This is a genomic window from Caballeronia sp. HLA56, assembly GCF_054655155.1.
Genome location: NZ_BAAHOB010000002.1, coordinates 1,009,855 through 1,033,204, shown reverse-complemented (window position 1 = coordinate 1,033,204; position 23,350 = coordinate 1,009,855). Strand labels below are relative to the sequence as shown.

At 62.1% G+C, this 23,350-nt stretch carries 19 protein-coding genes; 15 read left to right on the top strand and 4 right to left on the bottom strand.

Features of this window, described 5'->3' with window-relative positions:
• Nucleotides 1–50: 50 nt before the first annotated feature.
• Nucleotides 51–2,009: a PhoX family protein gene (locus tag ACYQ47_RS11080; protein ID WP_459905403.1), complete on the bottom strand. Its 1,959-nt coding sequence runs from the start codon at nt 2,007–2,009 to the stop codon at nt 51–53.
• A gap of 622 nt (nt 2,010–2,631) precedes the next feature.
• Between ACYQ47_RS11080 and ACYQ47_RS11075 the strand changes: the two genes are divergently transcribed.
• The 5 genes from ACYQ47_RS11075 (at nt 2,632) to ACYQ47_RS11055 (ending at nt 7,649) form a co-directional block, all read left to right on the top strand.
• A complete protein-coding gene (locus ACYQ47_RS11075; RefSeq protein WP_244830457.1) occupies nt 2,632–3,360 on the top strand; it encodes a Crp/Fnr family transcriptional regulator in 729 nt (242 codons plus the stop codon).
• 276 nt (nt 3,361–3,636) lie between these two features.
• A complete protein-coding gene (locus ACYQ47_RS11070) occupies nt 3,637–4,398 on the top strand; it encodes a 3-oxoacyl-ACP reductase (RefSeq protein WP_459905402.1) in 762 nt (253 codons plus the stop codon).
• Between the two features lie 67 nt (nt 4,399–4,465).
• The gene (locus ACYQ47_RS11065; protein WP_459905401.1) at nt 4,466–5,212 is read left to right on the top strand and encodes a dienelactone hydrolase family protein; all 747 of its coding nucleotides are present in this window, start codon (nt 4,466–4,468) and stop codon (nt 5,210–5,212) included.
• Between the two features lie 276 nt (nt 5,213–5,488).
• The gene (locus ACYQ47_RS11060; protein ID WP_459905400.1) at nt 5,489–7,135 is read left to right on the top strand and encodes a carboxylesterase family protein; all 1,647 of its coding nucleotides are present in this window, start codon (nt 5,489–5,491) and stop codon (nt 7,133–7,135) included.
• 121 nt (nt 7,136–7,256) lie between these two features.
• Nucleotides 7,257–7,649: an EAL domain-containing protein gene (locus ACYQ47_RS11055; protein ID WP_459905399.1), complete on the top strand. Its 393-nt coding sequence runs from the start codon at nt 7,257–7,259 to the stop codon at nt 7,647–7,649.
• Nucleotides 7,650–7,818: 169 nt separating this feature from the next.
• On the opposite strand, the gene ACYQ47_RS11050 is transcribed toward ACYQ47_RS11055, so the two are convergent.
• The 3 genes from ACYQ47_RS11050 to ACYQ47_RS11040 all read right to left on the bottom strand — a co-directional run bounded on the left by ACYQ47_RS11050 (nt 7,819) and on the right by ACYQ47_RS11040 (nt 12,022).
• A complete protein-coding gene (locus ACYQ47_RS11050; RefSeq protein WP_459905398.1) occupies nt 7,819–8,649 on the bottom strand; it encodes a MetQ/NlpA family ABC transporter substrate-binding protein in 831 nt (276 codons plus the stop codon).
• A 112-nt stretch (nt 8,650–8,761) separates the two neighbouring features.
• Nucleotides 8,762–10,489, bottom strand: coding sequence for a glycerol-3-phosphate dehydrogenase/oxidase (locus ACYQ47_RS11045; protein ID WP_459905397.1), 1,728 nt, complete (start codon nt 10,487–10,489; stop codon nt 8,762–8,764).
• 15 nt (nt 10,490–10,504) lie between these two features.
• The gene (locus ACYQ47_RS11040; RefSeq protein ID WP_459905396.1) at nt 10,505–12,022 is read right to left on the bottom strand and encodes an FGGY-family carbohydrate kinase; all 1,518 of its coding nucleotides are present in this window, start codon (nt 12,020–12,022) and stop codon (nt 10,505–10,507) included.
• Between the two features lie 178 nt (nt 12,023–12,200).
• Between ACYQ47_RS11040 and ACYQ47_RS11035 the strand changes: the two genes are divergently transcribed.
• The 10 genes from ACYQ47_RS11035 (at nt 12,201) to ACYQ47_RS10990 (ending at nt 23,325) form a co-directional block, all read left to right on the top strand.
• Nucleotides 12,201–13,178 carry a sugar-binding transcriptional regulator gene (locus tag ACYQ47_RS11035; protein ID WP_250468264.1) on the top strand — a complete coding sequence of 326 codons (978 nt, stop codon included), beginning with the start codon at nt 12,201–12,203 and terminating at the stop codon, nt 13,176–13,178.
• Nucleotides 13,178–14,782, top strand: coding sequence for an FGGY-family carbohydrate kinase (locus ACYQ47_RS11030; RefSeq protein ID WP_310392298.1), 1,605 nt, complete (start codon nt 13,178–13,180; stop codon nt 14,780–14,782). The genes ACYQ47_RS11035 and ACYQ47_RS11030 overlap by 1 nt, the downstream gene beginning before the upstream one ends.
• Before the next feature lie 21 nt (nt 14,783–14,803).
• Complete coding sequence (locus tag ACYQ47_RS11025) at nt 14,804–16,312, top strand: glycerol-3-phosphate dehydrogenase (protein WP_244830443.1); 1,509 nt, start codon at nt 14,804–14,806, stop codon at nt 16,310–16,312.
• A gap of 15 nt (nt 16,313–16,327) precedes the next feature.
• Nucleotides 16,328–17,260: a sugar phosphate isomerase/epimerase family protein gene (locus ACYQ47_RS11020; protein WP_250468266.1), complete on the top strand. Its 933-nt coding sequence runs from the start codon at nt 16,328–16,330 to the stop codon at nt 17,258–17,260.
• A 10-nt stretch (nt 17,261–17,270) separates the two neighbouring features.
• On the top strand, nt 17,271–18,293 hold the full coding sequence (locus ACYQ47_RS11015; RefSeq protein ID WP_244830439.1) for a dihydroxyacetone kinase subunit DhaK: 1,023 nt from the start codon (nt 17,271–17,273) through the stop codon (nt 18,291–18,293).
• Nucleotides 18,290–18,943: a dihydroxyacetone kinase subunit DhaL gene (gene dhaL / locus ACYQ47_RS11010; RefSeq protein ID WP_459905395.1), complete on the top strand. Its 654-nt coding sequence runs from the start codon at nt 18,290–18,292 to the stop codon at nt 18,941–18,943. The genes ACYQ47_RS11015 and dhaL overlap by 4 nt, the downstream gene beginning before the upstream one ends.
• A gap of 27 nt (nt 18,944–18,970) precedes the next feature.
• Nucleotides 18,971–19,627, top strand: coding sequence for a DUF2291 family protein (locus tag ACYQ47_RS11005; protein WP_250468268.1), 657 nt, complete (start codon nt 18,971–18,973; stop codon nt 19,625–19,627).
• Nucleotides 19,624–21,180 carry a sugar ABC transporter ATP-binding protein gene (locus ACYQ47_RS11000; protein ID WP_459905394.1) on the top strand — a complete coding sequence of 519 codons (1,557 nt, stop codon included), beginning with the start codon at nt 19,624–19,626 and terminating at the stop codon, nt 21,178–21,180. Before ACYQ47_RS11005 ends, ACYQ47_RS11000 begins: the two co-directional genes overlap by 4 nt.
• A 27-nt stretch (nt 21,181–21,207) precedes the next feature.
• Nucleotides 21,208–22,302: an ABC transporter permease gene (locus tag ACYQ47_RS10995; protein ID WP_244830432.1), complete on the top strand. Its 1,095-nt coding sequence runs from the start codon at nt 21,208–21,210 to the stop codon at nt 22,300–22,302.
• Nucleotides 22,303–22,371: 69 nt separating this feature from the next.
• Nucleotides 22,372–23,325, top strand: coding sequence for a D-ribose ABC transporter substrate-binding protein (locus ACYQ47_RS10990; RefSeq protein ID WP_310392287.1), 954 nt, complete (start codon nt 22,372–22,374; stop codon nt 23,323–23,325).
• Nucleotides 23,326–23,350 lie beyond the last annotated feature (25 nt).

The following is a 23,350-nucleotide window of genomic DNA, read 5'->3' as shown; positions in this document are numbered from 1 at the left end:
AAGTTCGGTTCATCTATTGCAGATGCGGCGAAGTGCCGGCATGCCGCTTCTCAAGCTTTAGCCAGCCTGATGCTGCTCGCGTCGCCAGTGAGATAACCGACAGTCGCGCCGAATCGATCTTTATAATTCGCGCGCAGTAAAAGATCGACGGTCGCCTTGACCTTGTCATGCAGCGGACTCTCCCAGTCGCCCGCATGCTGGAAGTTGCTCATGATGTAGGTCCAGCCGTTGATCTCGTCGACCGCGTGTAATCCGGTGGATTCCGCCGCCGACGGGCACGAAAGCACGCGTGCAAGCGTTTGGGTATCGACGTTATAGGCCCAAAGGAAGTTGTTCACGTGTGTGCTGGAATCTTCGCCGATGAACAACGTGCGCAGCTTCTCCGAGAACTTCAGGTTGTCCGGATTCGCGATCTTGTCGGGGTTCGCGAGGTTGCCGAGCGCGTCGGGCGCAGCCAGGTCCTCGCCGACGAGCGCGGCGGGCGCGGCCATGTCGACCGGCACCCATTCGCTGTCTATCGCTGCGCCCGTCACGTCTTTCTGACCGGCCTTGAGATTGAGCGCGTACACGGCGCCTGCGACGATGGTCTTGTCGACCGCGACATCGCGCGAGGCCGCGTTGCCCTTGACCATCGATTTCTCGACTCGGGACATCGCCGTGTACACGATCTTGTCCTTCGCGTTGACCGTCGTGCCTTCGAGCTTCGTGAATCCCATGCTGCCGCCGATGAGCGCCGCATAGCGGTGCGTTTCCAGATACGCCGCCGCTTTGTCCATGCCCGGCTTGACGCGGACCCAGTTGAACGTGCCGTTGAAATTGATCTTCGTGTAGCTGGCGTCCGCCGGGTCCGCGGTGGCGATGTCCATGATGTCGGCTGCTTTGAGTGATCCGGCGAGTGCTTCGATTTCAGCGCTCGTGGCATTGCCGATGCGAATCCACGAGAGGTTCGCCGATCCCGCGCCCGCCGACGAGGTCTGCGTCCACTTGGCGACGTACAGCGTGCCTGACGAGAGGTCCGCCGCTTTGTCCGCGATGAACATGAACAAGCCGCCGTTGGTCGCGTCGTCGCCCATCATGACGGTGCGTTGGTCCGGCATCACCTGGATCAATTCGTGTGAGATGCGTCCGAGGCAGTAATGCTTTTTGATCGATGCCGTCCCGTCCGGATTCACCGTGACTTCCGGCAAGTGCCCGTAGTGGTAGGGATTGGCGCGCGTCGCGTTGCCGTATAGCGCTAGGCTGAAAGCCTTGAACTGCGCGTTCTTCGCGATGCTCGACGCGTCCGGCTCGTACTCCTCGCTCGACAAGTGCGTATTCCAGGGCGAAAGGCTCGCGCCGCACGTGATCCATAGACCGTTCGCTTTCGAGGTGTCTACGTTGTGATATTTCACCAGCGTGAGGTGGCCCGTCGTCGGGTTCTGATCGAGCGTCAATACCGCGATAGGCGAGGGTAACTGGCCGTACTGCGACGCGAGGCTCTGATCCCGCGTGGTGTATTCGAACTGCACCACGGCGAATACGGTCTTGCCCTTGATGCCCGGCACCGTTGCATTGGCAAGCATGAGCAACGAACTGCCGTCGGGGCAGTCGGAATAGAACTGACGCTCCTTGCCCGGCACCGAGGTATCGATGATCGGCTGGCCGTTGATATCGTAATAACCGCCTGCAAGGATGTTGCCGCCATTGCCGTTCGGCACCATGTCGCCGGTGACGAAGAACGGTTGATAGGCGAGCTTGTACGCTTGCGTGGTGCCGTCCGCGAACGTGACGTTGAGTGACGATTTCACCGTGGTCGTCGCCATCGACGCGGGGTCGTTGAGCGTGGGTGCGGCCATCGACGTGAATGCCGCGCTTGCGAACGTCGCGGTGGCAGCCGGGGCCGCATTGGAATCACTGCCGCCGCAGCCGGCGAGCGTCGTGGCGGCGGCGAATCCGCCGAGCGGTAACATCGGCGCCCCCGCAAGAAGTTTAAGCGTGCGGCGGCGGGAAAGATTCGTCCGGTCGGACATGGGGAGTTCCTGTTTTTATCGATGATCGGGGGATCAGGCTGCTTAGGCACTCGGCCCGCGTGCAGCGTCGAAAGAGGAATGTAAGGCCGGATGATGAAATGTATATGACAGGAAAATAGAATTATTTAGAAAGAATTGGGTTGTGCTCATGCACGTGTTGGCGAGCATTTGTGGAAAATGCGAGAGTCACTATCGGCAGCAAGATAGCAAGGATGCAGTCGGCGCGTGGCAGAGGTCGGGTGGCTGACTTTGCCTAAAACAACAGATAGTCGTGCCCGGATTTTTGACTCACGACGATGGCTGGCAACAGAGCGATTCGTTCGATTCTAAGAAGAAGAATCAGCGGTGGCGATCTTCAAAGACGCTTGAGCGAAATTCAGCCATTAATGCCTTAACGTCTAAAGAAGCAGGTTCTTAGCTGGCTGTCCCACTTCGACAAAAGCCGTTCAAGGCTTAAGATCAGACCCCTGATGGCGCCTTAACAAAACGACCGCGAAGACGCTAAGCGCTTATAGCTTTCGCTTGACAGGACAGCTGCCAGACCAACAACCGCTTAAGGCTAAAAGCAACCTGCAAACGAAAAAATGCTAAGGTTATGCGATAGCTTAAACGAGCGAAGAGCATGCTGAATTTGACATCGGATCTGCATGGTAATGCCTTGCTATGTTCGCTTCCCGCGCCGGAGTGGAAAGAGATCGCGCGCCATCTGGAGTTGATCGAACTGCGTAGCGAACAACGCCTGTATGATCCCGGCCAACAAATGCAGTATGTCTATTTTCCGACTACGTCGATCATCTCGCTTCTTCACATGGTGGAGGACGGTGCATCTACCGAGATTGCGGCGGTCGGCCGTGAGGGCATGACAGGTTTACCGGTGCTAACGGGCGGCAAGTTCATGCCAACGCGTGTTCAGGTCCAGTTTCCCGGATCTGCGTACCGCATCAAGGCTCATGCGTTGCGTGAACTTATCGGCCGTTCGGCGTTCTTGCGCCGTTTAATGCTTCTATACACGCAGGCGTTGCTGACACAGGTTGCACAAACAGCCGCATGCAACCGACATCATTCGCTGCGCCAGCAATTGTGCCGATGGTTATTGACGCAAGCGGACCGGGCGCCGTCAATGGTTTTGCGCGTCACCCAACAAGGCGTCGCGGACAGCCTTGGCGTGCGAAGAGAAGGCGTCACCGAGGCGACGGGCAAACTTCACGATGCAGGCTTGATTCGGCACGGCCGAGGCAGCATTGAAATTCTCGATCGCGTTGGTCTGGAGAAGCAGGCGTGCGCTTGCTATTGCATCTTAAGAAAAGAATTCGAAAAGATTCTGCGACCGCGACAAGTCGATCTCGCCTGAGCGAATTGGGTTTAGTGGCTGCATTGACGGTTGCTGGCAAGAAGCGCGTGGCTTGCAATTTTTTCGAGCGCTCTGGCAAAGGCTGATAGCCGCGCAGGCGCTGTCCGAAGCCACGCTATGGTCTAGCTAAATCAGACGCAACGATTGCTCGTGACGCAACTGCGTACGCCTTAAACGAAGGCTGCGGCGCGCCTGAAGCGCGTGTGTACTTACGCGCCGCTTAACCCCATGCTGCATAATGCATCGGCTATTCCAGAACAAACCTTGGAGATGTCGATGCTGCTGTCTGAACAAAACGTACTCGTCACCGGCGGCGCGCGCGGACTGGGCGCGGCGATCACTGAAGCCCTCGCGCGTGAAGGCGCCAGTGTCGTCATCAACTATCGTCGTAGCGAAGCGCAAGCGAACGTGCTGGTCGAGCGGCTTGGACCGCGCGTCGTGGCGGTTCAGGCCGACATCACGGATCAGGCATCCGTCGCGCGTCTCTTCGACGAAGCGCTCGCTAAAAGCGGCCGGCCGATACATGCCGTCGTGAACAACGCGCTTGCCGAATTTAGCTTCGATGGCGACGCGCGACCGAAGATCGGCGATATCGAATGGACGCGCTTTGAGCAGCAGATCGAAGGCGCCCTCAAGGGCGCGCTCAATACGATTCAAGCCGCGTTGCCCGCAATGCGTGCCGCTGGCTTTGGCCGTATCGTGAATGTCGGCACCAACCTATTTCAGAACCCCGTGGTGCCGTATCACGACTACACGGCGGCCAAGGCGGCATTGCTCGCGTTGACGAGAACTGCATCGAACGATCTCGGACCGGACGGCATCACGGTGAACATGGTGTCCGGCGGACTCTTGCGCATTACCGATGCAAGCAGCGCGACGCCCGAAGCCGTGTTCGATATGGTCGCCGGATTCACGCCGTTGCGCCGTGTCACGACGCCGGACGAATTCGCCGACGCAGTGCTGTTCTTTCTCTCACCGTGGGCGCGAGCGGTGACGGGACAGAACCTCGTCGTCGATGGCGGTTTGGTCAAGGATTGAAGCGTCTTGCTCACACATGATCTCTCGACAATTCCCAAGCACGGCTCTCGACTCAAGGCACGACATCATGGCTTATGAAAAGGTGAGCGTTTCCACTCGCGACGGGACGTGTCCCGTTCACGTTTTCACCGCCGATACGGCAACGCCCTCGCCGGCCATCGTCTTCTACATGGATGCGGGCGGCATACGTCCAGCTGTATCGGATATGGCGCAACGGCTGGCGAACGCGGGCTATGTCGTTCTGCTGCCAGACCTTTTCTATCGCTACGGTTCGTATGGGCCTTTCGATCCCGTGGAAGTATTCAAGGGCGATGTGCGAGCGATCCTCGGGCCACTGATGGTCACCACGGGTAACGCGAAGGCGGCCGAAGATACAGAAGCATTGCTTGCCTACATCGACACGCGCACGGACGTTGAACCCGAACGTATCGGCGCGGTCGGTTTTTGCATGGGCGGCGGCATGGCTATCACCGCCGCTGGCCAATATCCCGATCGCTTCGCGGCGGTGGCAAGCTTTCACGGCGGCAATCTCGCAACGGATGCCCCTGACAGCCCGCATCTTTCAGCGCCACGACTAAAGGCCGAACTCTATATCGCAGCGGCCGACGCCGATGGAAGTTATCCGTCATCCATGGCGCAGCGCTTCGAAGACGCGTTGAAGCAGGCCGGCGTTCGGTATGTCGCTGAGACCTATACCGGCGCCGCGCACGGCTGGATGAAGCCGGATTTTCCGGTCTACGACCAAGAGGCCGCCGAGCGCGGTTGGTCCACGATGATCGAATTCTTCGATCGGACGCTCAAAGGTCCGGTCTGAAATCTTCGCGCGATGATCATGTCGTCGCGCGATCGTCGCGAAGCTCCGCTTACGAAGTCCCTATCCGCCGTTACGTTGGTGCGGCGCGTCACAGCACTAATTACCTTCGTCGCATCCCACTAGACCATAAAGAGAAAAAACGATCGTAAGGTGTTCTCCTACTGATCCGCATGCGAACTAGTCAGTACATTTACAAAAACAAAACGGCTGACGCGATCGACCGAAGGCACGTTAGCTCATGCGTTCGATCCATGCATTCAAACGAGGAGAGAGACGATGTTCAGGAAACCGGACGATGACGCGAGCCAGAAGCACGGCGTAAAAGCGAGCGATGCGCGTCGCGAAGGCATGAGTCGGCGAGACTTTGCCAGATTACTCGGCGCCGCGCCGCTCGCGTTGCTCGTCGGGTGCGGCGGGGGCGGAGACGATTCATCCAATTCTTCAGGGACGTTGGCGCTCGATCCAACGGCCAAAGCCGCGAATCCAGACACTTACACCGACTTCGAATGGTACAAGTGGACGTTTCCCATCGACAAAACGCTGGATGCAGTCGGGACAGCAAACGACGGCGTCGGCCAGATGTACGTGCGGCTTTACACGCCAAAAACGGTGGCATCGACGACATATCCGCTGGTGGCCGTGCTGGGCGGGTTGGGCAACGACGCCAACATGACGGCCAACTTTTATGCCTCCAACGGCGCGGCGGATTTCGCAAACGCGGCCTTGCAGGCGAAGTATCCGTCATACATCGTGACGGTGACCGTGCCTTGGGAAGCATGCGTCAACTACGACGCCGAGATGGTCTATATGAACGCCATCGGCGAGTTGATGAAGGCCATCTCGACGCGCGTAGGCAATGTCGACTCGACGCGCATATACGCAACAGGCATCTCGCAGGGCGCGGGTTGGTCCTACGAAGCGGCATCGTTGCAACCCGATCTGTTCGCGGCACTCTTCATCAATTCAGGAACGGTCGTCCATACGACCTGGGGCAACGAAGCAGACCTGACCAAGTTAAAGGACGTCAACCTCTATATCGCGCACGGGGCGCAGGATCAGTACATTCCAGTGAACGAAGCGTACCGGGTGTACAACGACTTGTCCGCTCTCGGCAAACGCAACATCAAGCTGGACGTGGTGACGGGAACGCACGCGCTGTCGGGCACGCAGTATTTCCCGGCCACGCCCGTTACGAGTGTTTATCCGTGGCAGGACTGGCTCCTCACGCAGAAGAAGGGTGTGGGCTTCGATGGCCCCGTGCTTACCGAGGTCAGCCCCTTCTCCGCGTATCAGTGGGCGGGCCGCTCGGTATTACCGGATGTGCCAACTTGGGCTACCGACGTACCGTACGCCACGTGGACCGAGCCACAGGACAATCCGACCTGGGACACCATCAAGACCCGGCTTGCTGTTCCCACGGTGAACGGAACGAGCAGCGGCGGCTATGTGATCGGACGCTTTCGTATCGGCGACGAAACGCAGACCACCTATGACAGCGCGACGACGGCAACCGCGGGTCTCAAGTCCGGCCAATTGCTATGCATGACCATTCAGGGCTACACCGGTGCGTACGGGGACGACTTCGCCTCCTTCAACGCGAACTGGACCGTGGAATGGGCCGTGATGGCGGGGCAGGTTACGAGCATCGTCTTGACGAATCAGGCGAGCCCGGCGCCCATTGCCCGACCGAGCACGGTGAACTTGACGAACGGCGGCGGCCCGAACGTCAATAACTCGCTTGCGACGCCGAATGTCCTCGATGGCAAGCAGGTCTATCTGAGGATCGCTCTCGCGGACACTTACACGGGCACTGCGCTCAAGGTTTATGTGCGCTTCACCAGAAAGTTATCGAGTGCGCCGCGAGGGCCGGAATATGCGTCGTACTGGCATGTCGTGGACTTGCCCGTGAATCTGACTGCCTGATTTATCGATGTGGGAAAACGGCGCTTCATACTCATGCGCCGTTATTCCGCAATCGCGTCGGTGCCCGCTCGCTGGCTGCTGCTCGGTGCGCGGAATCGATCACCGGATCGAAGTCCAACGCATGGACGACCCGAACCATGCTATCGAAACCCTTGACCGTCTGCATGCGCTCGGCATTCGCCTGTCTGTCGACGACTTCGGCACGGGATACTCTTCTTTGTCGTACCCGAAGCGCATGCCCGTGCACGAGATCAAGATCGATCGATCCTTCGTCATGGGCATCACGGATCATAAAGACGACGAGACCATCGTGCGCTCGACCATCGATCTCGGGCACAACATGGGACTGAAGGTCGTGGCCAAAGGTGTCGAGAGCGAACAAATGATGACGCGCCCGCGGGAGTTGCAATGCGATCTTGCGCAGGGATTTCATTTGAGCCGCCCGCTGCCGCCGGCCAAGCTCGAACTCTGGCTCGCGGGTGGGGTCGAGGAGAGCAATCTGCGTTTCGCGTGAACTCATCCGCAAGTCACGTTCATCCGTTCTTTCTCGTTCGACGACATTTCCGATGCAAGCCGATGCGTGGACATCCATGCCGCCAGCGCACGGACGTGGGCTTGCTTCGATCAAACGATTGCTCGCTTCGAGCAGTCGCGCACAGCAGTGAAGGGGGCGCCGCTCGAAGTCATCGAGGAAAATAGTCGGGCAGCCGAAAGCCGTCATACGCGTGATTGCCGACGATGGCTTGCCTGAACGCATCCGAACGATACGCTTCGACGATATCGTCGGTGGTCTGCGAATGCTGGTTCGCGGCTTTCACCACGACCTGATTCACGTAGGGCGAAGTCATCTCCTCGAGCGCCAGCGCCGTGGTCAGGGCGTGTCCGCTCGATACCGCGAAGTTGCCCTGAATCGCCGCAAAATCCACGTCTTCCAGCGCGCGCGGCGCCTGTGCCGATTCGAGCAGCACGAGCTTGATGCCGGCAGGATTATCGGTCACGTCGCGCTCGGTTACATCGACAGGATTCGGATTCGGACGGATGCGAATCCAGCCGATACGCTGAAGGATCTTGAGCGCGCGTTCCAGATTGACGGGATCGTTGGGCACGGCAACCGTAGCGCCTTTCCGGACCTCGGCAAGCGCATGGTGCTTCGTGGAGAAGAGGCCCATCGGTGGCGTGGGCACTTGCACCACGCCGACGAGATCGGTGCCGTTGCGGTCGTTATAGGACTTCAGATACACGCTGTGCTGCATCACGTCGGCCGCTATCTCGCCGCGATACACCGCCTGGTTCGCTTCCAGGCCGGTGCTGAACTCGACGTAGCGCACGGTGTAGCCCTTCTTCGAGAGTTGCGGTTCGACGCCCTGACGAAACTCGTCCGCGTAAGGGCCGGGCACGAAGCCCACGCGCAGTGTGTGCGCGGTATTGTCCGCGGCGAAGCCGGGCGAGATGAAGACGGCTTGGCTCAACGTCAGCGCGAGCAGGAACGTCCTGAGTTTTACCGGTGCAATCATGGGAATGAGTGGGCTGAAAGAAAGCAGAAATCGTATCAACGCAACCCATGCGGGCGGAACAGATTGATCGAGCTAACCTTAGTCCGCAATGCGATAACCGGGAGGCTCCGCATCAATCGATAGTCTGTCGCGCGAGTTCGACTCTGGGCAGCGCAATGCCATGCCGCTCGCGAGCCGCTTGACGCGTCGCATCGATTTCCTTTTGCTTGCGAAGTTCGTCCCAACCCAGCACCTGTGCCGCGATCTCTGCGCCTTCGAGCAGCAGCGCGTTCGTCAGATGTCCGGAGATCGCGATCGTCGTGCGACGGAAGAATAGGTCCGCAAGACGCGTGACCATGTCGTGCGCGCACAGGTACTCGATCTCGCGCACCGTGAAGTCCGATGCGCTGCCAAAGGGCCGATCCGGTGCGCCCGCGCAAAACGCCGCGACTGCCGAAGCAGTCGTGCCATAGCGCGTGAGCAAGCCGTCGGCACGCTCGGCCGACACCCCATACTGTCGAACGACATCGCCGATCCATTCGGCCCGTGCATACGCATCGCGCGGAAAATCGCGGCCTCCGCCGATCGCCGTGTGACGCGTGCGGACCGCGCGTGAGCGTCCGAGGCGTGCGAGCGTGTCGTCGGTGACCGTTTCGGCGAATCCGCGAAACGTCGTCCACTTGCCGCCGACGAGCGATAAAACCGGGACTTGCGTGCCGGCAAGACGATCCACATGCATCGCGTGATCGCGGCTTACATCGCCGGGATCGGCGGCATTGGAATAGGGCAGCGGGCGCACGCCGCTGTATCGGAACGCAATGTTCGATTCGTTCAACACCACGCGTGGAAAAACTTCCCGCAGCGCGCCGAGCATGTAGGCGACTTCATCGTCCTCGCAGCGCACGGCGTCGGGCTCGCTTGTGCGGATATCGGTCGAGCCGATCAGCAACTTGTCCATGAAGGGATAGATGAGCGAGATGCGCCCGTCCTTCGAGCCGTAGTACACCATGCGGCCGCGCAGTTGCGCATGGAGCTCGGGGTGATCGACGATCAGATGCGAACCCTTCGTCCCGCCGATGTACTTGCTTTTTATGCCGAGCGAAGCATTCACGCTGTCGATCCACGCCCCGCCCGCGTTGACGACGACCTCGGGCCGCACCGCGACGAGCTCGTCCGTTACGAGGTCGCGCAACCACACGACGCCGCCCTCGACGCGCTCCACGCTCGTGTAATTGGCCGCCGCCGATTGCTTGCACGCGGCAAGCCCGTCCGCGACGAGTTCGAAATTCAGGCGTTCGGCTTGCGTCACCTTGGCGTCGTAATACGTGGCGGTCGCCTTGATTGCCGGATCGAGCAGCGGCAGGTCTTCAAGCGATTGCGCTCGCGTCGCGAGATGATGACGCGGCATCGTGCGGTCGTGCCGTCCCAAGAAGTCGTACATGGCAAGGCCGATCTTCGAGATGATCGCGCCGCGATCCGCAAGCTTGGCCTTCATGCCGAAGAAGCGTCGAGCGGACGCCACCATGCCGCCGAAGTACGAGTGAATCGGCAGCACGGTTTCGAGCGGCAGCACGTAATGCGGCGCGTTCTTCAGCAACAGGTTGCGCTCCAACGTCGACTCGGCGACGAGGCGAAACTCGCCCGTCTCCAGATACTTCACGCCGCCGTGTATGAGCCGCGATGGCGCGCTACTCGCACCGGCGGCAAAGTCGGTCTTGTCGATCAACAGGCAGTCGACGCCTTGCAGCGATAAATCGCGAAACACACCCGCGCCGTTGATGCCGCCGCCCACGATCAACACGCCGATCTTCGGGCTCTGCTTCAACCGGTCGAGAAAGAAATTGCGGTTTAGTTCTGTCATCGAAATTCTCCGGCTTCAATGCGAGGTGGCCGCGCGGTCGAGCGCGGGCCACAAGGGCTGAACTGCGGCGATGAGTTGCGACCAGAGCGCGTACGCGTCGTCGAGCTTCGCGTGGCGTTGCGGGTCCGGCGCATGCGTGCGCGCAACGCGGCAGGCGCGCGCCACGGCATCGGCAAGCGAATCGAAAACGCCCACGCTGACGCCTGCGCAAAGCGCCGCGCCGAGCGCGCTCGCCTCCTGACTTTCGGGTATGTCGATAGCGATGCCAAGCACATCCGCGAACGACTGAGCAAGCAACGGACTCGACGATCCACCGCCCGTCAACCCCGCACGATGCGCCGGAAAAGCGCTCGTCAACGCTTCGATGTGCCAGCGGTGATTGAACACCATGCCTTCGAGCACCGCACGCGCCAGATGCGCGCGCCGGTGCCACGAGCGCAAGCCGAAGAACGACGCGCTCGCCGGCTGCTCGAACGGAGAACCGAACAGGAAGGGATGAAACATGACCGAACTCGGTTCGGCCGACACCGCCTGCACTTCGTCGCCGATGAGATCGAACAGCGAGCATCCGCGCCGTGCCGCTTCCTGCGTTTCGTGCTGAAAGAGTTCGCGCAAAGCCCAATCGACATTGCTCGACGAAGCGGGCGAAATCGACATGTTCATCCACTGGCCGGGCCGTGTGCCGTTACGGCACGACCAGCGCGGATCGAGTTGCGGCCGATCCGACAGTATTTCGTTGATGCTGAACGTTCCCGCCGTCACCGACAACACGCCCGGTTCGGCGTTGCCCATGCCGAGGGCGCTCGACGTGACGTCGTGCAGCCCGGTTGCGACGGGCGTGCCTTCCTTCAAGCCGGTTTGCGATGCGGCAAGCACCGTCACGCGGCCGGCCTGCGCCGTGGACGCGACGATCGATGCGAGCGCCTGGCCGATAGTCCCCAGGCCGTAGAGCGCCATGACCTCGGCGCTGTACTGCTGCGTGTTCACATCGGTGAAGGACGAACTGGCTTCGGTTGGATCGGTGGCGGGGACGCCCGTGAGACAGAGCCGCAGCCAGTCCTTGCAAAACAAGACATGGCCGATCCGCGCGAAGCGCGCTGGCTCGTTGAGCTGAATCCATTTCAGCAGGCTGACGGCGGCGTACGGATAAGGCTGCTGTCCGGTCAATGACAGCGCCCGTTCCAGCACGCCTTCCTCGCGCCAGCGTTGCCGGACGTCGAAGGCGCGGCTGTCGAGCGAGAGAATGCCGGCGCCGAGCGGCGCGCCCGCGCAATCCACGAGATAGAGCCCATCGCCGTGTCCGGTTACGCCGACGGCCGCAATGGAACCAGGCGCAATCTCGCTCAACGCATCGCGAATGGCGCCACAGGCCGCATCCCAGGTTTCTCGCATGTCCCGTTCGACATGGCGCGCACGCGGCTGCCGCTGTTCGACGCGCCGGCTGCCCACGGCGACGGTGCGCCCGGCCGTGTCGAAAACAACCGCCTTCGTGGCTGTCGAACCGCTGTCGACGCCGAGCAGATACGTCTCCATCGTGTCTCCGAATTTTTTGTTGCATCGCGTCAAGCCGAAATTTCGCCTTCGGATTGCGCGATGCTTATCTAGGGTTATAGCGGATGGTAATCGAGGATCGGGTTGCCTATTGTGCTTACAATGAAAAAAATTTCAGCACGTAGAAAAAATATCACTTCAACGTGCGCACGGAGACGACATGACGAAATCCGCCGACAGGCGTGACGCCGAGGACAGTCTTGCGATTCGCGCGGCGTGGCTGCACTACGCCGCCGGTCAGACGCAGGCCGACGTCGCGGCTCGTCTCGGCGTGAGCAGTGTCAAGGCGCATCGGCTGATCATGCGAGCGAATCAGAGCGGCGCGGTCAAGTTCACCATCGACGGCGATGTCGCCGAATGCGTCGTGCTCGAAGCGGAGCTCGCGCAGCGCTTCGGTCTTAGCTATTGCGAAGTGGTCCCCGATCTGAACGAAGGCGATCTGCCGCTGCGTGCCCTTGGCGTCGCTGGCGCGCACTTCATGCAGCGCGAGATCGCGACGCGGCAAGGCGGCGTGATCGGCATAGGACATGGGCGAACGCTCGCGGCCGTCGTGGAGAACATTCCGCGCCTGGACGCGGGCACGGTGCGCTTCGTGTCCTTGCTTGGCGGCGTCACGCGCAAATACACGGCAAATCCGTATGACGTGATTCACCGGCTCGCCGAGCAAACGGGCGCGGTGTCGTATGTGCTGCCGCTGCCGTTTTTCGCCAACAAGGCCGAGGATCGCGAAGTGTTGCTGGCGCAGCGTGGCGTGCGCGAAGTGTTCGACATGGCGGCGCATGCGGATCTGATGGTCGTCGGTATCGGATCGGTGAATGCGGACGCGCAACTCGTCGCATCGCATATGATCGAGCCCGACGAAATTCAGGAGGTGCGCGACAAGGGCGGTCAAGGCGAATTGCTCGGACATTTTTTCAGCGATACCGGCCAATCCGTCGAAACATCGCTGGCGGCGCGCACGGTCGCGCCCGAACTCGACGACCTCAAGGGCCGGCGCATCATCGCGATTGCGGGCGGCGCGTCGAAGATCGCGGCGATTCGCGCGGTGCTCAATAGCGGCCTTCTGAGCGGATTGATCACCGACGAAGCCTCGGCGCTGGCGCTGAAGATGGAACCTGTCGCGACGGAGGCGGCGTGATGAGCGAGAACGCACGCGACCTTCTCATCGGCATCGACGCGGGGACCTCGGTCATCAAGGCCGTGGCCTTCGACCTGACGGGACGGCAGATTGCCGTCGCCTCGGTGCCGAACCGCTACACCACGAGCCCCGATGGCGCGGCGACTCAATCGCTCGATCAAACTTGGGGCGACTGCGCGAAGACCTTGCGGGATCTGGGCGCGAAGATCGAAGGTCTCGCGCAACGCACGCGCGCGCTGGCGGTGACGGGTCAAGGCGACGGCACATGGCTCGTCGGCGCAGGCAACAAGCCGGCGAGCGACGCATGGCTATGGCTCGACGCGCGCGCCGCGAACACGGTGCGGCTGTTGCAGGAAGGACCGGCGAGCCGCGCGCGGTTCCAGGCGACCGGCACGGGACTCGCCGCGTGCAGTCAGGGCGCGCAGATCGCGCACATGGCCGCGACGACGCCCGAAGTGCTCGAACGCACCGAAGTGGCACTGCATTGCAAGGACTGGCTGTATCTCAACCTCACCGGTGTGCGCGCCACCGATCCGTCCGAGGCGAGCTTCACTTACGGCAACTTTCGCACGCGCCAATACGACGACACGGTGATCGAAGCGCTCGGCCTCACCGCGTGGCGCGACCTGTTGCCGGAAATCATCGACGGCACGGAGATCATGCATCCGCTGACGTCAGACGCCGCCGCCGCGACCGGCCTGCTCGAAGGCACGCCCGTGTGTCTGGGCTTCGTCGATATCGTGCTGACGGCGCTCGGCGCGGGCATTCACACGGAAGGCGCGACGGGCGCGAGTTGCTCGATCGTCGGCTCCACGGGCATGCACATGCGCGCGATGCACAACGCCGACATCCATCTGAACGCGGAAGGCACGGGGTACGTGATCGCGTTGCCGGTGCCGGGCATGTCGGCGCAAGTGCAGTCCAACATGGCGGCGACGCTGAACGTGGACTGGGTGTTGAATCTCGCGTGCGATCTGCTCGCGCAGTTCGGCACGAGCCTTTCGCACGGCGACCGGATGAAGTGTATCGACGGATGGCTGCAGTCGGGACGTCCCGGCGCGCTTCTGTATCACCCCTATATCTCCGATGCCGGCGAGCGCGGTCCTTTCGTGGACCCGAACGCGCGCGCGGATTTCATCGGACTCACGAGCGAGAGCCGCTACCCGGATCTGTTTCGCGCGGTGGTCGAAGGGCTCGGCATGGCCGCGCGCGATTGCTATACGTCGATGGGCATTCCAATGCCCGATGAACTGCGCCTCACCGGCGGCGCGACGCGTTCGCGCGCGTTGCGCGGCGTGCTCGGCGCGGTGGTCGGCGCGCCGGTGCGTATCTCGCTGCGCGAGGAAGCGGGCGCGGCGGGCGCGGCGATGATGGCGGCGGTCGCGCTCGGTGTGTATCCCGACATGAACACGTGCATCGCGCAATGGGTGACGCCGCTGCTCGGACAAGTGGAAGCGCCCGATGCGGAACTGACGCAGTTGTATGCGCAGCTTTTTCCCGCGTATCGGAAGGCGCGCGAGGCGCTCGTACCGACCTGGGATGAAACGGCGCGGTTGCTGAAATCGCGGCATCGGCCGAACGCGCTAGCCGCGGGCCTCAACTAACGTCGAACATGGAACGCTGAGATGAGCGAGAAGGATAGGGTGGACCTGTGTGTCATCGGCGGCGGCATCAACGGCGCGGGTATTGCGCGCGATGCGGCGGGCCGCGGACTGTCGGTGATTCTGTGCGAAAAGGACGATCTCGCACAGGGCACGTCGTCGCGTTCCGGCAAGCTCGTGCATGGCGGGCTGCGTTACCTCGAATACTACGAATTCCGGCTCGTGCGCGAGGCGCTGATCGAGCGCGAAGTGCTGCTCAATGCCGCGCCGCATATCATCTGGCCGCTGCGCTTCGTGCTGCCGCATAGTCCGGGTGATCGTCCCGCATGGCTCGTGCGCACGGGCCTCTTCATGTACGACCATCTGGGCGGCCGCAAGAAGCTGCCGGGCACGCGTTCGCTCGACTTGTGGCGCAATCCGGAAGGCGCGCCGATCAAGGACGAGTACCGGCGTGGCTTCGAGTATTCCGATTGCTGGGTCGACGACGCGCGTCTCGTCGTGCTGAGTGCCGTCGATGCCGCCAAGCGCGGCGCCGAAGTGCTCACGCGCACCGCATGCATCGGCGCGCGGCGCGAGGGCAATGCGTGGCGCGTCGAACTGCGCGACACGCGCACGGGATCGACGCGCGTCGTGAACGCACGCGCGCTCGTCAATGCGGCGGGACCGTGGGTATCGGATGTCATCGGGCGCGCGGGCGCGAAGTCGACGCGCAAGGTGCGGCTCGTGAAGGGCAGTCATATCGTTACGCCGAAGTTCTGGGACGGTCCGCACTCGTATCTCGTGCAGAACCACGACAAGCGCGTGATCTTCATCAACGCCTATGAGGGCGACAAGGCGCTCATCGGCACGACCGATGTGCCGTGGGACGGCGCGCCGGAAACCGTGCAGATATCGAACGAGGAAATCGACTATCTGCTGACGGCGGTGAACCGCTACTTCAAGCATCCGTTACGCAAGCAAGACATCGTGCAGACGTTCTCGGGCGTGCGTCCTCTCTACGACGACGGCAAGGGCAATCCGTCGGCGGTCACGCGCGACTACGTGTTCGATCTCGACGCCAGCGGCGGCGCGCCCTTGCTGAATGTCTTCGGCGGCAAGATCACGACGTTTCGCAAGCTCGCCGAACATGCGTTGCAAAAGCTGCAGCCGACCTTCCCGAAGATGGGCCCCGACTGGACTTCATCGGCGACGCTGCCGGGCGGCGACATGGAAGGCGCCGACGTGCCGCGCTTCATGGCGAGTCTGCAAAGCCGCTACGAGTGGCTGCCGCGCAATCTGCTGCGCTATTACACGCAAACCTACGGCACGCTGACCTCGCAGGTGATCGACGGTGCGACCTCGCTCGCCGGTCTCGGCCAGCAGTTCGGACCGAACTTCCACGAAGCGGAAGCGCGCTACCTGATGTCGCACGAATGGGCCGAGTCGGCGGACGACATGCTCACGCGGCGCACCAAGCATGGCTTGCACATGAGCGCCGCGCAGAAGTCCGCGTTCGAAGCCTGGCTCGACGGCCTCGTGCGTAAATCCGCTTAAAGACACGAGACGAACATGGCATTCACGCTTGCACTGAACACGAATCCGCTGGTGAACCGCTTCGCCGAACCGGGCGACCTGATCGACACCATCGCGCACGACATGAAAATCCGCGACGTGCAGTTGACGCACGAGTTCATCAATCCGTCGTGGCCGGCGGCAACCACGCGGCGGCTCACGCGCGAGATGCGCGCGGCGATGACGCGCACCGGCGTGCGGATCACCTCGGGCATGACCGGGCCGTATGGCCGTCTGAATCACTTCGGCCATCCGGATGCAGACGTGCGCCGCTACTACATCGACTGGTTCAAGTCGTTTGCGGATATCACCGCCGATCTGGGCGGCGACTCCATCGGCACGCAGTTCGCGATCTTCACTTACAGAGATTTCGACGATCCGCAACGGCGCGACGCGCTGCTTCAAACCGCGATCGATTGCTGGGCCGAAGTCGCCGAGCATGCCAAAGCGGCCGGCTTGAAATACGTGTTCTGGGAACCGATGTCCATTGGCCGCGAATTCGGCGAGACCATCGCCGCGTGCATGGCGCTGCAAGACCGCCTGAGCGCCGCGAACATGGCCATTCCCATGTGGATGATGGCCGACATCGACCACGGCGACGTCACCAGTTCCAACCCCGACGACTTCGATCCCTATGCGTGGGCGCGCGCCGTGCCGCGCGTGTCGCCGATCATCCATATCAAGCAGTCGTTGATGGACAAGGGCGGGCATCGCCCGTTCACCGCGGAGTACAACGCGCGCGGCCGCATTCAGCCAGAACCGCTCATCGAGGCGCTGCACGCGGGCGGCGGGCGCGACAACGAAATCTGCCTGGAACTCTCGTTCAAGGAACGCGAGCCGACGGATCGGCAGGTCGTCGCGCAGATCGCCGAATCGGTGGCGTTCTGGGCGCCGCATTTCGACACCGGCATCGCCGATCTCAACATCTGAGGAGTCAGACATGCCAGGCACGATGACACAAAAGCTGATCAACGATGGCGATGCCGCCGTCGACGAGATGCTCGAGGGCGTCATGGCCGCGCACGGCGATCTGCTGACGCGCAGCGACAGCGCGCCCCGGGCGATCATCGCGCGCAACGGGCCGCGTGAGGGCAAGGTGGCGTTGATCATCGGCGGAGGATCGGGACACGAGCCGACGTTTCTGGGCTTCGTCGGCCGCGGTCTCGCCGATGCCGCCGTGATCGGCAACGTCTTCGCTTCGCCGCCGCCGCAACCGGCCGTCGATGCCGCGCTCGCCGCGCATGGCAACGCGGGCGTGCTGTTCATGTACGGCAATTACGCGGGCGATGTCATGAACTTCGACATGGCGACCGAACTGCTCGAACTCGACGGCGTCGAGGCGCGCACCGTGCTGACCACCGACGACATCGCCTCCGCGCCGCGCGACAAGCGCGAGACGCGGCGCGGCGTGGCGGGCAACGTGTTCATCTTCAAGGCAGCGGGCGCCGCGGCGGACCTGATGATGCCGCTCGGCGAGGTGGAGCGCGTCGCGCGCCATGCCAATGCGCGCACGTACACGCTCGGCGTGGCGCTCGCGCCTTGCTCGCTGCCGCAGACGCGTCAACCGAACTTTGAGATTGCCGCCGGCGACATGGAAATCGGCATGGGCATTCATGGCGAACCGGGCATGCGCCGGGAAGCCTTGCGCACGGCCGACGACATCACCGACGAAATCATGGATGCGATCCTCGCCGAGATGGGCGCGGCCAAGGGCGACCGCGTGGCGGTACTCGTGAATTCGCTCGGCTCGACGCCCCTCATGGAGCTTTACATTCTCAACCGGCGCGTTTCGCAGCGCTTGCAGGAGGCGGGACTCGTCGTGCATCGCACGCTCGTGGGGCCGCTGTGCACATCGCTGGAAATGGCGGGCGCGTCGATCACCGTCATGCATCTCGACGATGAATTGCAGCGCCTCATCGATCATCCGTGCGAGTGCGCGATGTTTCAGCAGAGGGCCGCATGATGTCCGCGCTTTCCACCGCCGACAACGCGCAACTGTTCCGCGAACTCGCGAGCACCATCGCGGCGGCGCGCGACGAACTGTGCCGGCTCGACGGCGTGATCGGCGACGCGGACCACGGCATCGCGATGGAGCAGGGCTTTTCTGCCGCGTCCAGGGCCATCGACGCGTTGCCGTCCGACTGCACGTTCGCGGATCAGTGGAACGCCGCGGCCAAGGGTTTTCTTAACGCGGTTGGCGCATCGTCGGGGCCGCTTTACGCAACGGCGTTCATGCGCGCGGCGAAGGCGGCGGGTGCGCGTCAGGCATTGCCGCTGAACGACGCGCCGGGGTTGATCGTCGCGATGGCCCAAGGCATCCGGTCGCGCGGCAAGGCGGAAGTCGGCGAAAAAACCATGGTCGATGCGTGGGCGCCTGCCGCCTCGGCAGCCGAAGAAGGCATGGCGGACGGCTTGTCCGTGAGCGACATCCTGACGCGCGTTCGCGAAGCGGCGAACGCGGGCGCGGAATCCACGAAGGCGATGGTGGCGACCAAGGGAAGATCGGCGCGCCTCGGTGAACGCAGCATCGGTCACATCGATCCGGGCGCGGCCTCCGCCGCGATGGTCATCAACGTGATTGCAGAAAACTGGGGAAGACATGACACGCACTGAACGAATGGACAGCCGCGAGGTGAGCCAATGAGCGCAATGACTCCGTCGATCAAGCATCAGGGCAAGCGCGGCATGCGCGTTGTGATCGGCATCGTGTTGCTGGCCATTTTGCTGATCGCGATGGCCATGAGTACCAAAATCGTGAAGATCGGTTCCGGCGCCGATACGCAGACCAAGGAATTCGAGCCGGAAGCGTACGGCAAGAAGCAGTTTCCGAAGACGCAGGCCGCGATAGAAAAGCGCGCCGTCGATGCGGCGACGCTGGCCGCCGCCATTGCCAAGGATCAGGACGCGGCGGGCAAGCAATACGGCATCGCGGGCGGCGGCATCGGTCCTGAGATGTCGGTGAAGTTCTCGGGTGTCGCGGGCAAGGAAGACTCCGGCGTGTACGAAGTCAAGGTGCCGGGCCTGCCCGATTCGCTCGTCATACGCGTGCAGACGGGACCGGCGATCAACGGCACCGACTTGCGCGATGCCACGGGCGACATCAGCTTCGGGCAGTTCACGAATCAGATCGATTACCAGAACGCCGGTTACGCCATCAACACGGAGATGAAGAAACAGGTTCTGTCGAAGGTCGATACCGCCAAGTTGACGGGCAAGACAGTCGATGTCGTCGGCGTGTTCCAGCTGATCAATCCGAACGGCTGGCTCGTCACTCCTGTGAAGCTGGACGCGAAATGAGCACCATCGATCCAACCAACGAACAGGGCGCGGCGAAGGATGGCGTGCTGCTGTCCGCGCGCGATGTCGTCAAGTCGTATGGCGGCGTGCATGCGCTCAAGGGCGTGAACTTCGAGATTCATCGCGGCAAGGTCACGACGCTCTTCGGCGAAAACGGCGCGGGCAAGTCGACGCTCATGAAAATCCTCTCCGGCGTGGAAAAACCGACCTCGGGAGAAATCGAGCTGGATGGCGAACGCGTGGCGTTCACGTCATCGACGGATGCGCGCAATCACGGCATCTCCATCATTCATCAGGAACTGAGTCTCGCGCCGAACCTGAGCGTGCGCGACAACGTCTTCATGGGCCGCGAGCTGCGCACGCCGACCGGCGTCAACTTCGCCGAAGAAGCGCGGCAGACGCGCGCGCTGATGGAGGAACTCGAAGAAGACGTCGACCCCATGACGCTGGTGCGCGATCTGCGCCTCGGTCAGCAGCAGGTCGTCGAGATCGCGCGGGCGTTGTCGGTCGATTCGCGCATCCTGATCATGGACGAACCGACTTCGGCGCTGAGCGCATCCGAAGTGGAGGTGCTGTTCAAGGTGATTCGCGACTTGACGAGCCGGGGCGTATCGATCGTCTACATCTCGCATCATCTGGAAGAAGCATTGCAGGTCACGGACTATGCCGTGGTGCTGCGCGATGGCCGCATCACCGCGACGGCGGAGCGCAAGGACATCGACCTCGGATGGATCGTGCGCAACATGGTGGGCGAGAACTTCGACCTCGGCTCGCCGCCGACCGGCTACGAGTTCGGCGAAGTCGCGCTCGATATCGACGATGTCAGCATCGCCGATGAATCCGGCTCAGGCGTGTCCGTGGTCGATCGTCTGTCGCTCAAGGTGCGCGCGGGAGAGATCGTCTGCATCTACGGACTGATGGGCGCGGGCCGCACGGAACTGCTCGAAGCGGTCGCGGGACGCACGCGGCTGCCGGTGACGGGCGGAACCATTCGGCTCGAAGGCGAGAGCATGGCGGGGCTGAGTATTGCGCAGCGCATTGGCCGTGGGCTCGTGCTGGTGCCGGAAGATCGTCAGCGCGACGGCCTCGTGCCGACGATGAGCGTCGGCTCGAACTTGTCGCTCGCGAGCATCCGCTCTTTCGTGAAGGGCATCTTGATGTCACCGCCGGTCGAGCGTGAACTCGTCGGCCAGTCGATCCGCAACGTGCACGTGAAGACCTCGGGCCCGGGCGCTTCGATCCGTTCGCTGTCGGGCGGAAATCAGCAGAAGGTGGTGATCGGCAAGATGCTGGCAACCGGACCGCGCGTCATTCTGCTCGACGAACCCAGTCGCGGCATCGACATCGGTGCGAAGTCGGAAGTCTTTCGTCTGCTCGCCGAGAACGCGAAGAAGGGTTTGGCCGTCGTGTATTCGACGTCGGAAGTGGGCGAATGCCTGAGCGTTGCGCATCGCATCATCGTCATGCGGCGCGGAAAGATTTCCGCGGAATTCGGCCCCAACGCCAACAAGGACGACATCATGGCCGCCTCCGGCGAAGCCGTGGTCGCCTGAATCAGAACATGCCTGGAGACATTGAACATGAACGACGCCGCCAAAACATCGACTCGCTCCGGATCGTCCGGCGAAGGGTTCGACCTCGGCAAAGTGCTGCTCGAAGGACGCGCGTTCTTCGCGCTGATCGCCATCATCATCATCTTTTCGTTTCTCTCGCCGAATTATTTCGCAGTAGAAAACTTCCTTACGATGGCCTCACACGTGGCTATCTACGGGATTCTCGCGATCGGCATGCTGCTCGTGATCATCAACGGCGGCATTGATTTGTCGGTGGGTTCGACGCTCGGGCTGTCGGGCGTCGTCGCGGGATTTTTCATGCAAGGCGTGACGCTCAACATGTTCGGGGTCGTCATGTACCCGTCGGTCTGGGTCGTGGTGGTGCTGTGCTGCGCGCTCGGCGCGTTCATCGGGCTCGTGAACGGCATTCTCATTGCGCGCTTCAAGGTGCCGGCCTTCGTCGCCACGCTCGGCGTGATGTACGTGGTGCGCGGTTTTGCCCTTCTCATGACCAATGGCCTCACGTACAACAACCTGGGCGGTCAGGCGGACCTGGGCAATACCGGCTTCGACTACCTGGGCTTCGACCGCTTGTTCAACGTGCCGGTGGGCGTGCTGATTCTCGCGATCATCGCGATTCTCGGCAGTATCGCGCTCAATCGCTCGGCCTTCGGGCGCTGGCTCTATGCGTCCGGCGGCAACGACCGCGCGGCGGAATTGTCGGGCGTGCCCGTGAAGCGCGTGCTGATCAGCGTGTACATGCTGTCGGGAATGTGCGCGGCTATCGCGGGACTGATTCTTTCGTCGCAGCTCACGTCCGCCGGGCCGACCGCGGGCACGACCTACGAACTGACGGCCATCGCGGCGGTCGTGATCGGCGGGGCATCGCTGATGGGCGGCACCGGCAACATTCGCGGCACGTTGCTCGGCGCGTTCGTGATCGGCTTTCTGTCCGACGGGCTCGTGATCATCGGCATCTCGTCTTACTGGCAAACGGTATTCACCGGCGCGGTCATCGTGCTCGCGGTGTTGCTCAACGCCATTCAATATCGCCGCAAGGTCAAGCGTCCGACGCCGACCGGCGGCCCACTGGCTTCTCCGCAAGGCGGCGGCAAGGCATAGCCCGACCTCCGGCACGCGAGAAGAATATCGAAGTCCTGCGCCAACACCAACCCAAGAAAGAGACACGCCATGACTATGAAGAGAAAGACCTTGATCCTTGCGGCCCTCGCCGTGGCTGCGCCCTTGTTTGCGAGCCAGGCTCAGGCGGCGGGCGGGCTGATCAGCATTATCGTCAACGATCCCGCCAATCCGTACTGGCTCGCCGAAGGCAACATCGCGGCGGCGGAAGCCAAGAAGCTAGGCTATAGCGCGAACGTGTCGGCGTCGAAAGGCGACACGAACACCGAAAGCCAGCAGATCGACACGGCCATCACCAACAAGTCGGTTGCGATCATTCTCGATCCGGCCAATGCGAGCGGCTCCGTCGGCGCCGTGAAGAAGGCGATTGCCGCGAACATTCCGGTGTTCCTCGTCAACGCGGAAATCAACCAGCCGGGGCTCGCGAAGGCGCAGCTCGTGTCGAACAACGCGCAAGGCGCGGCGCTCGGTGCTCAGCAATGGACGAAGGATGTCGGGCCGAAGGGCAACTATGTCGAATTGCTCGGCTCGCCTTCGGACAACAACGCCGCGACGCGTTCCAACGGCTACAAGTCGGTGCTCTCGCAGTATCCGGATCTGAAGATGGTCGGCTCGCAAGTGGCCAACTGGGATCGTACGCAAGGCTTCAATGCAACGCAGAGCCTGTTGCAGGCGCACCCGGATGTGATCGGCGTGATCAGCGGCAACGATGAAATGGCGCTCGGCGCGATTGCGGCGCTCAAGCAATCGGGCAAGCTGAAGAACGTGAAAGTCGGTGGTTTCGATGGCTCGCCGGCCGCGGTCGAGGCAGTGAAAGCGGGCGAGTTGCAGTACACCGTGCTGCAACCGGTCGCGGAGTTTTCCGCCAAGGCCGTGCAGGAAGCCGATCAGTTCCTGAAGACCGGCAAGACGGGCGCCGCCAGCGAAAAGCAGTTGTTCGACTGCGTGCTGATCACGAAGGCGAACGTGTCGAAATACACCGCGCCGTTCGTGCTTTCGAAGTGACCTAGCAGGCGTTTTCATCCGCGCG

Excerpts from the sequence above, each read along its gene's own strand:
- ACYQ47_RS11070 (WP_459905402.1), top strand. The coding sequence starts at position 3,637 with ATGCTGCTGTCTGAACAAAACGTACTCGTCACCGGCGGCGCGCGCGGA.
- ACYQ47_RS11050 (WP_459905398.1), bottom strand. The coding sequence starts at position 8,649 with ATGATTGCACCGGTAAAACTCAGGACGTTCCTGCTCGCGCTGACGTTG.
- ACYQ47_RS11055 (WP_459905399.1), top strand. The coding sequence starts at position 7,257 with ATGGACGACCCGAACCATGCTATCGAAACCCTTGACCGTCTGCATGCG.
- ACYQ47_RS10990 (WP_310392287.1), top strand. The coding sequence starts at position 22,372 with ATGACTATGAAGAGAAAGACCTTGATCCTTGCGGCCCTCGCCGTGGCT.
- ACYQ47_RS11005 (WP_250468268.1), top strand. The coding sequence starts at position 18,971 with ATGAGCGCAATGACTCCGTCGATCAAGCATCAGGGCAAGCGCGGCATG.
- ACYQ47_RS11040 (WP_459905396.1), bottom strand. The coding sequence starts at position 12,022 with ATGGAGACGTATCTGCTCGGCGTCGACAGCGGTTCGACAGCCACGAAG.
- ACYQ47_RS11015 (WP_244830439.1), top strand. The coding sequence starts at position 17,271 with ATGCCAGGCACGATGACACAAAAGCTGATCAACGATGGCGATGCCGCC.
- ACYQ47_RS11000 (WP_459905394.1), top strand. The coding sequence starts at position 19,624 with ATGAGCACCATCGATCCAACCAACGAACAGGGCGCGGCGAAGGATGGC.
- ACYQ47_RS11060 (WP_459905400.1), top strand. The coding sequence starts at position 5,489 with ATGTTCAGGAAACCGGACGATGACGCGAGCCAGAAGCACGGCGTAAAA.
- ACYQ47_RS10995 (WP_244830432.1), top strand. The coding sequence starts at position 21,208 with ATGAACGACGCCGCCAAAACATCGACTCGCTCCGGATCGTCCGGCGAA.
- dhaL (WP_459905395.1), top strand. The coding sequence starts at position 18,290 with ATGATGTCCGCGCTTTCCACCGCCGACAACGCGCAACTGTTCCGCGAA.
- ACYQ47_RS11025 (WP_244830443.1), top strand. The coding sequence starts at position 14,804 with ATGAGCGAGAAGGATAGGGTGGACCTGTGTGTCATCGGCGGCGGCATC.
- ACYQ47_RS11020 (WP_250468266.1), top strand. The coding sequence starts at position 16,328 with ATGGCATTCACGCTTGCACTGAACACGAATCCGCTGGTGAACCGCTTC.
- ACYQ47_RS11075 (WP_244830457.1), top strand. The coding sequence starts at position 2,632 with ATGCTGAATTTGACATCGGATCTGCATGGTAATGCCTTGCTATGTTCG.
- ACYQ47_RS11045 (WP_459905397.1), bottom strand. The coding sequence starts at position 10,489 with ATGACAGAACTAAACCGCAATTTCTTTCTCGACCGGTTGAAGCAGAGC.
- ACYQ47_RS11080 (WP_459905403.1), bottom strand. The coding sequence starts at position 2,009 with ATGTCCGACCGGACGAATCTTTCCCGCCGCCGCACGCTTAAACTTCTT.
- ACYQ47_RS11035 (WP_250468264.1), top strand. The coding sequence starts at position 12,201 with ATGACGAAATCCGCCGACAGGCGTGACGCCGAGGACAGTCTTGCGATT.
- ACYQ47_RS11065 (WP_459905401.1), top strand. The coding sequence starts at position 4,466 with ATGGCTTATGAAAAGGTGAGCGTTTCCACTCGCGACGGGACGTGTCCC.
- ACYQ47_RS11030 (WP_310392298.1), top strand. The coding sequence starts at position 13,178 with ATGAGCGAGAACGCACGCGACCTTCTCATCGGCATCGACGCGGGGACC.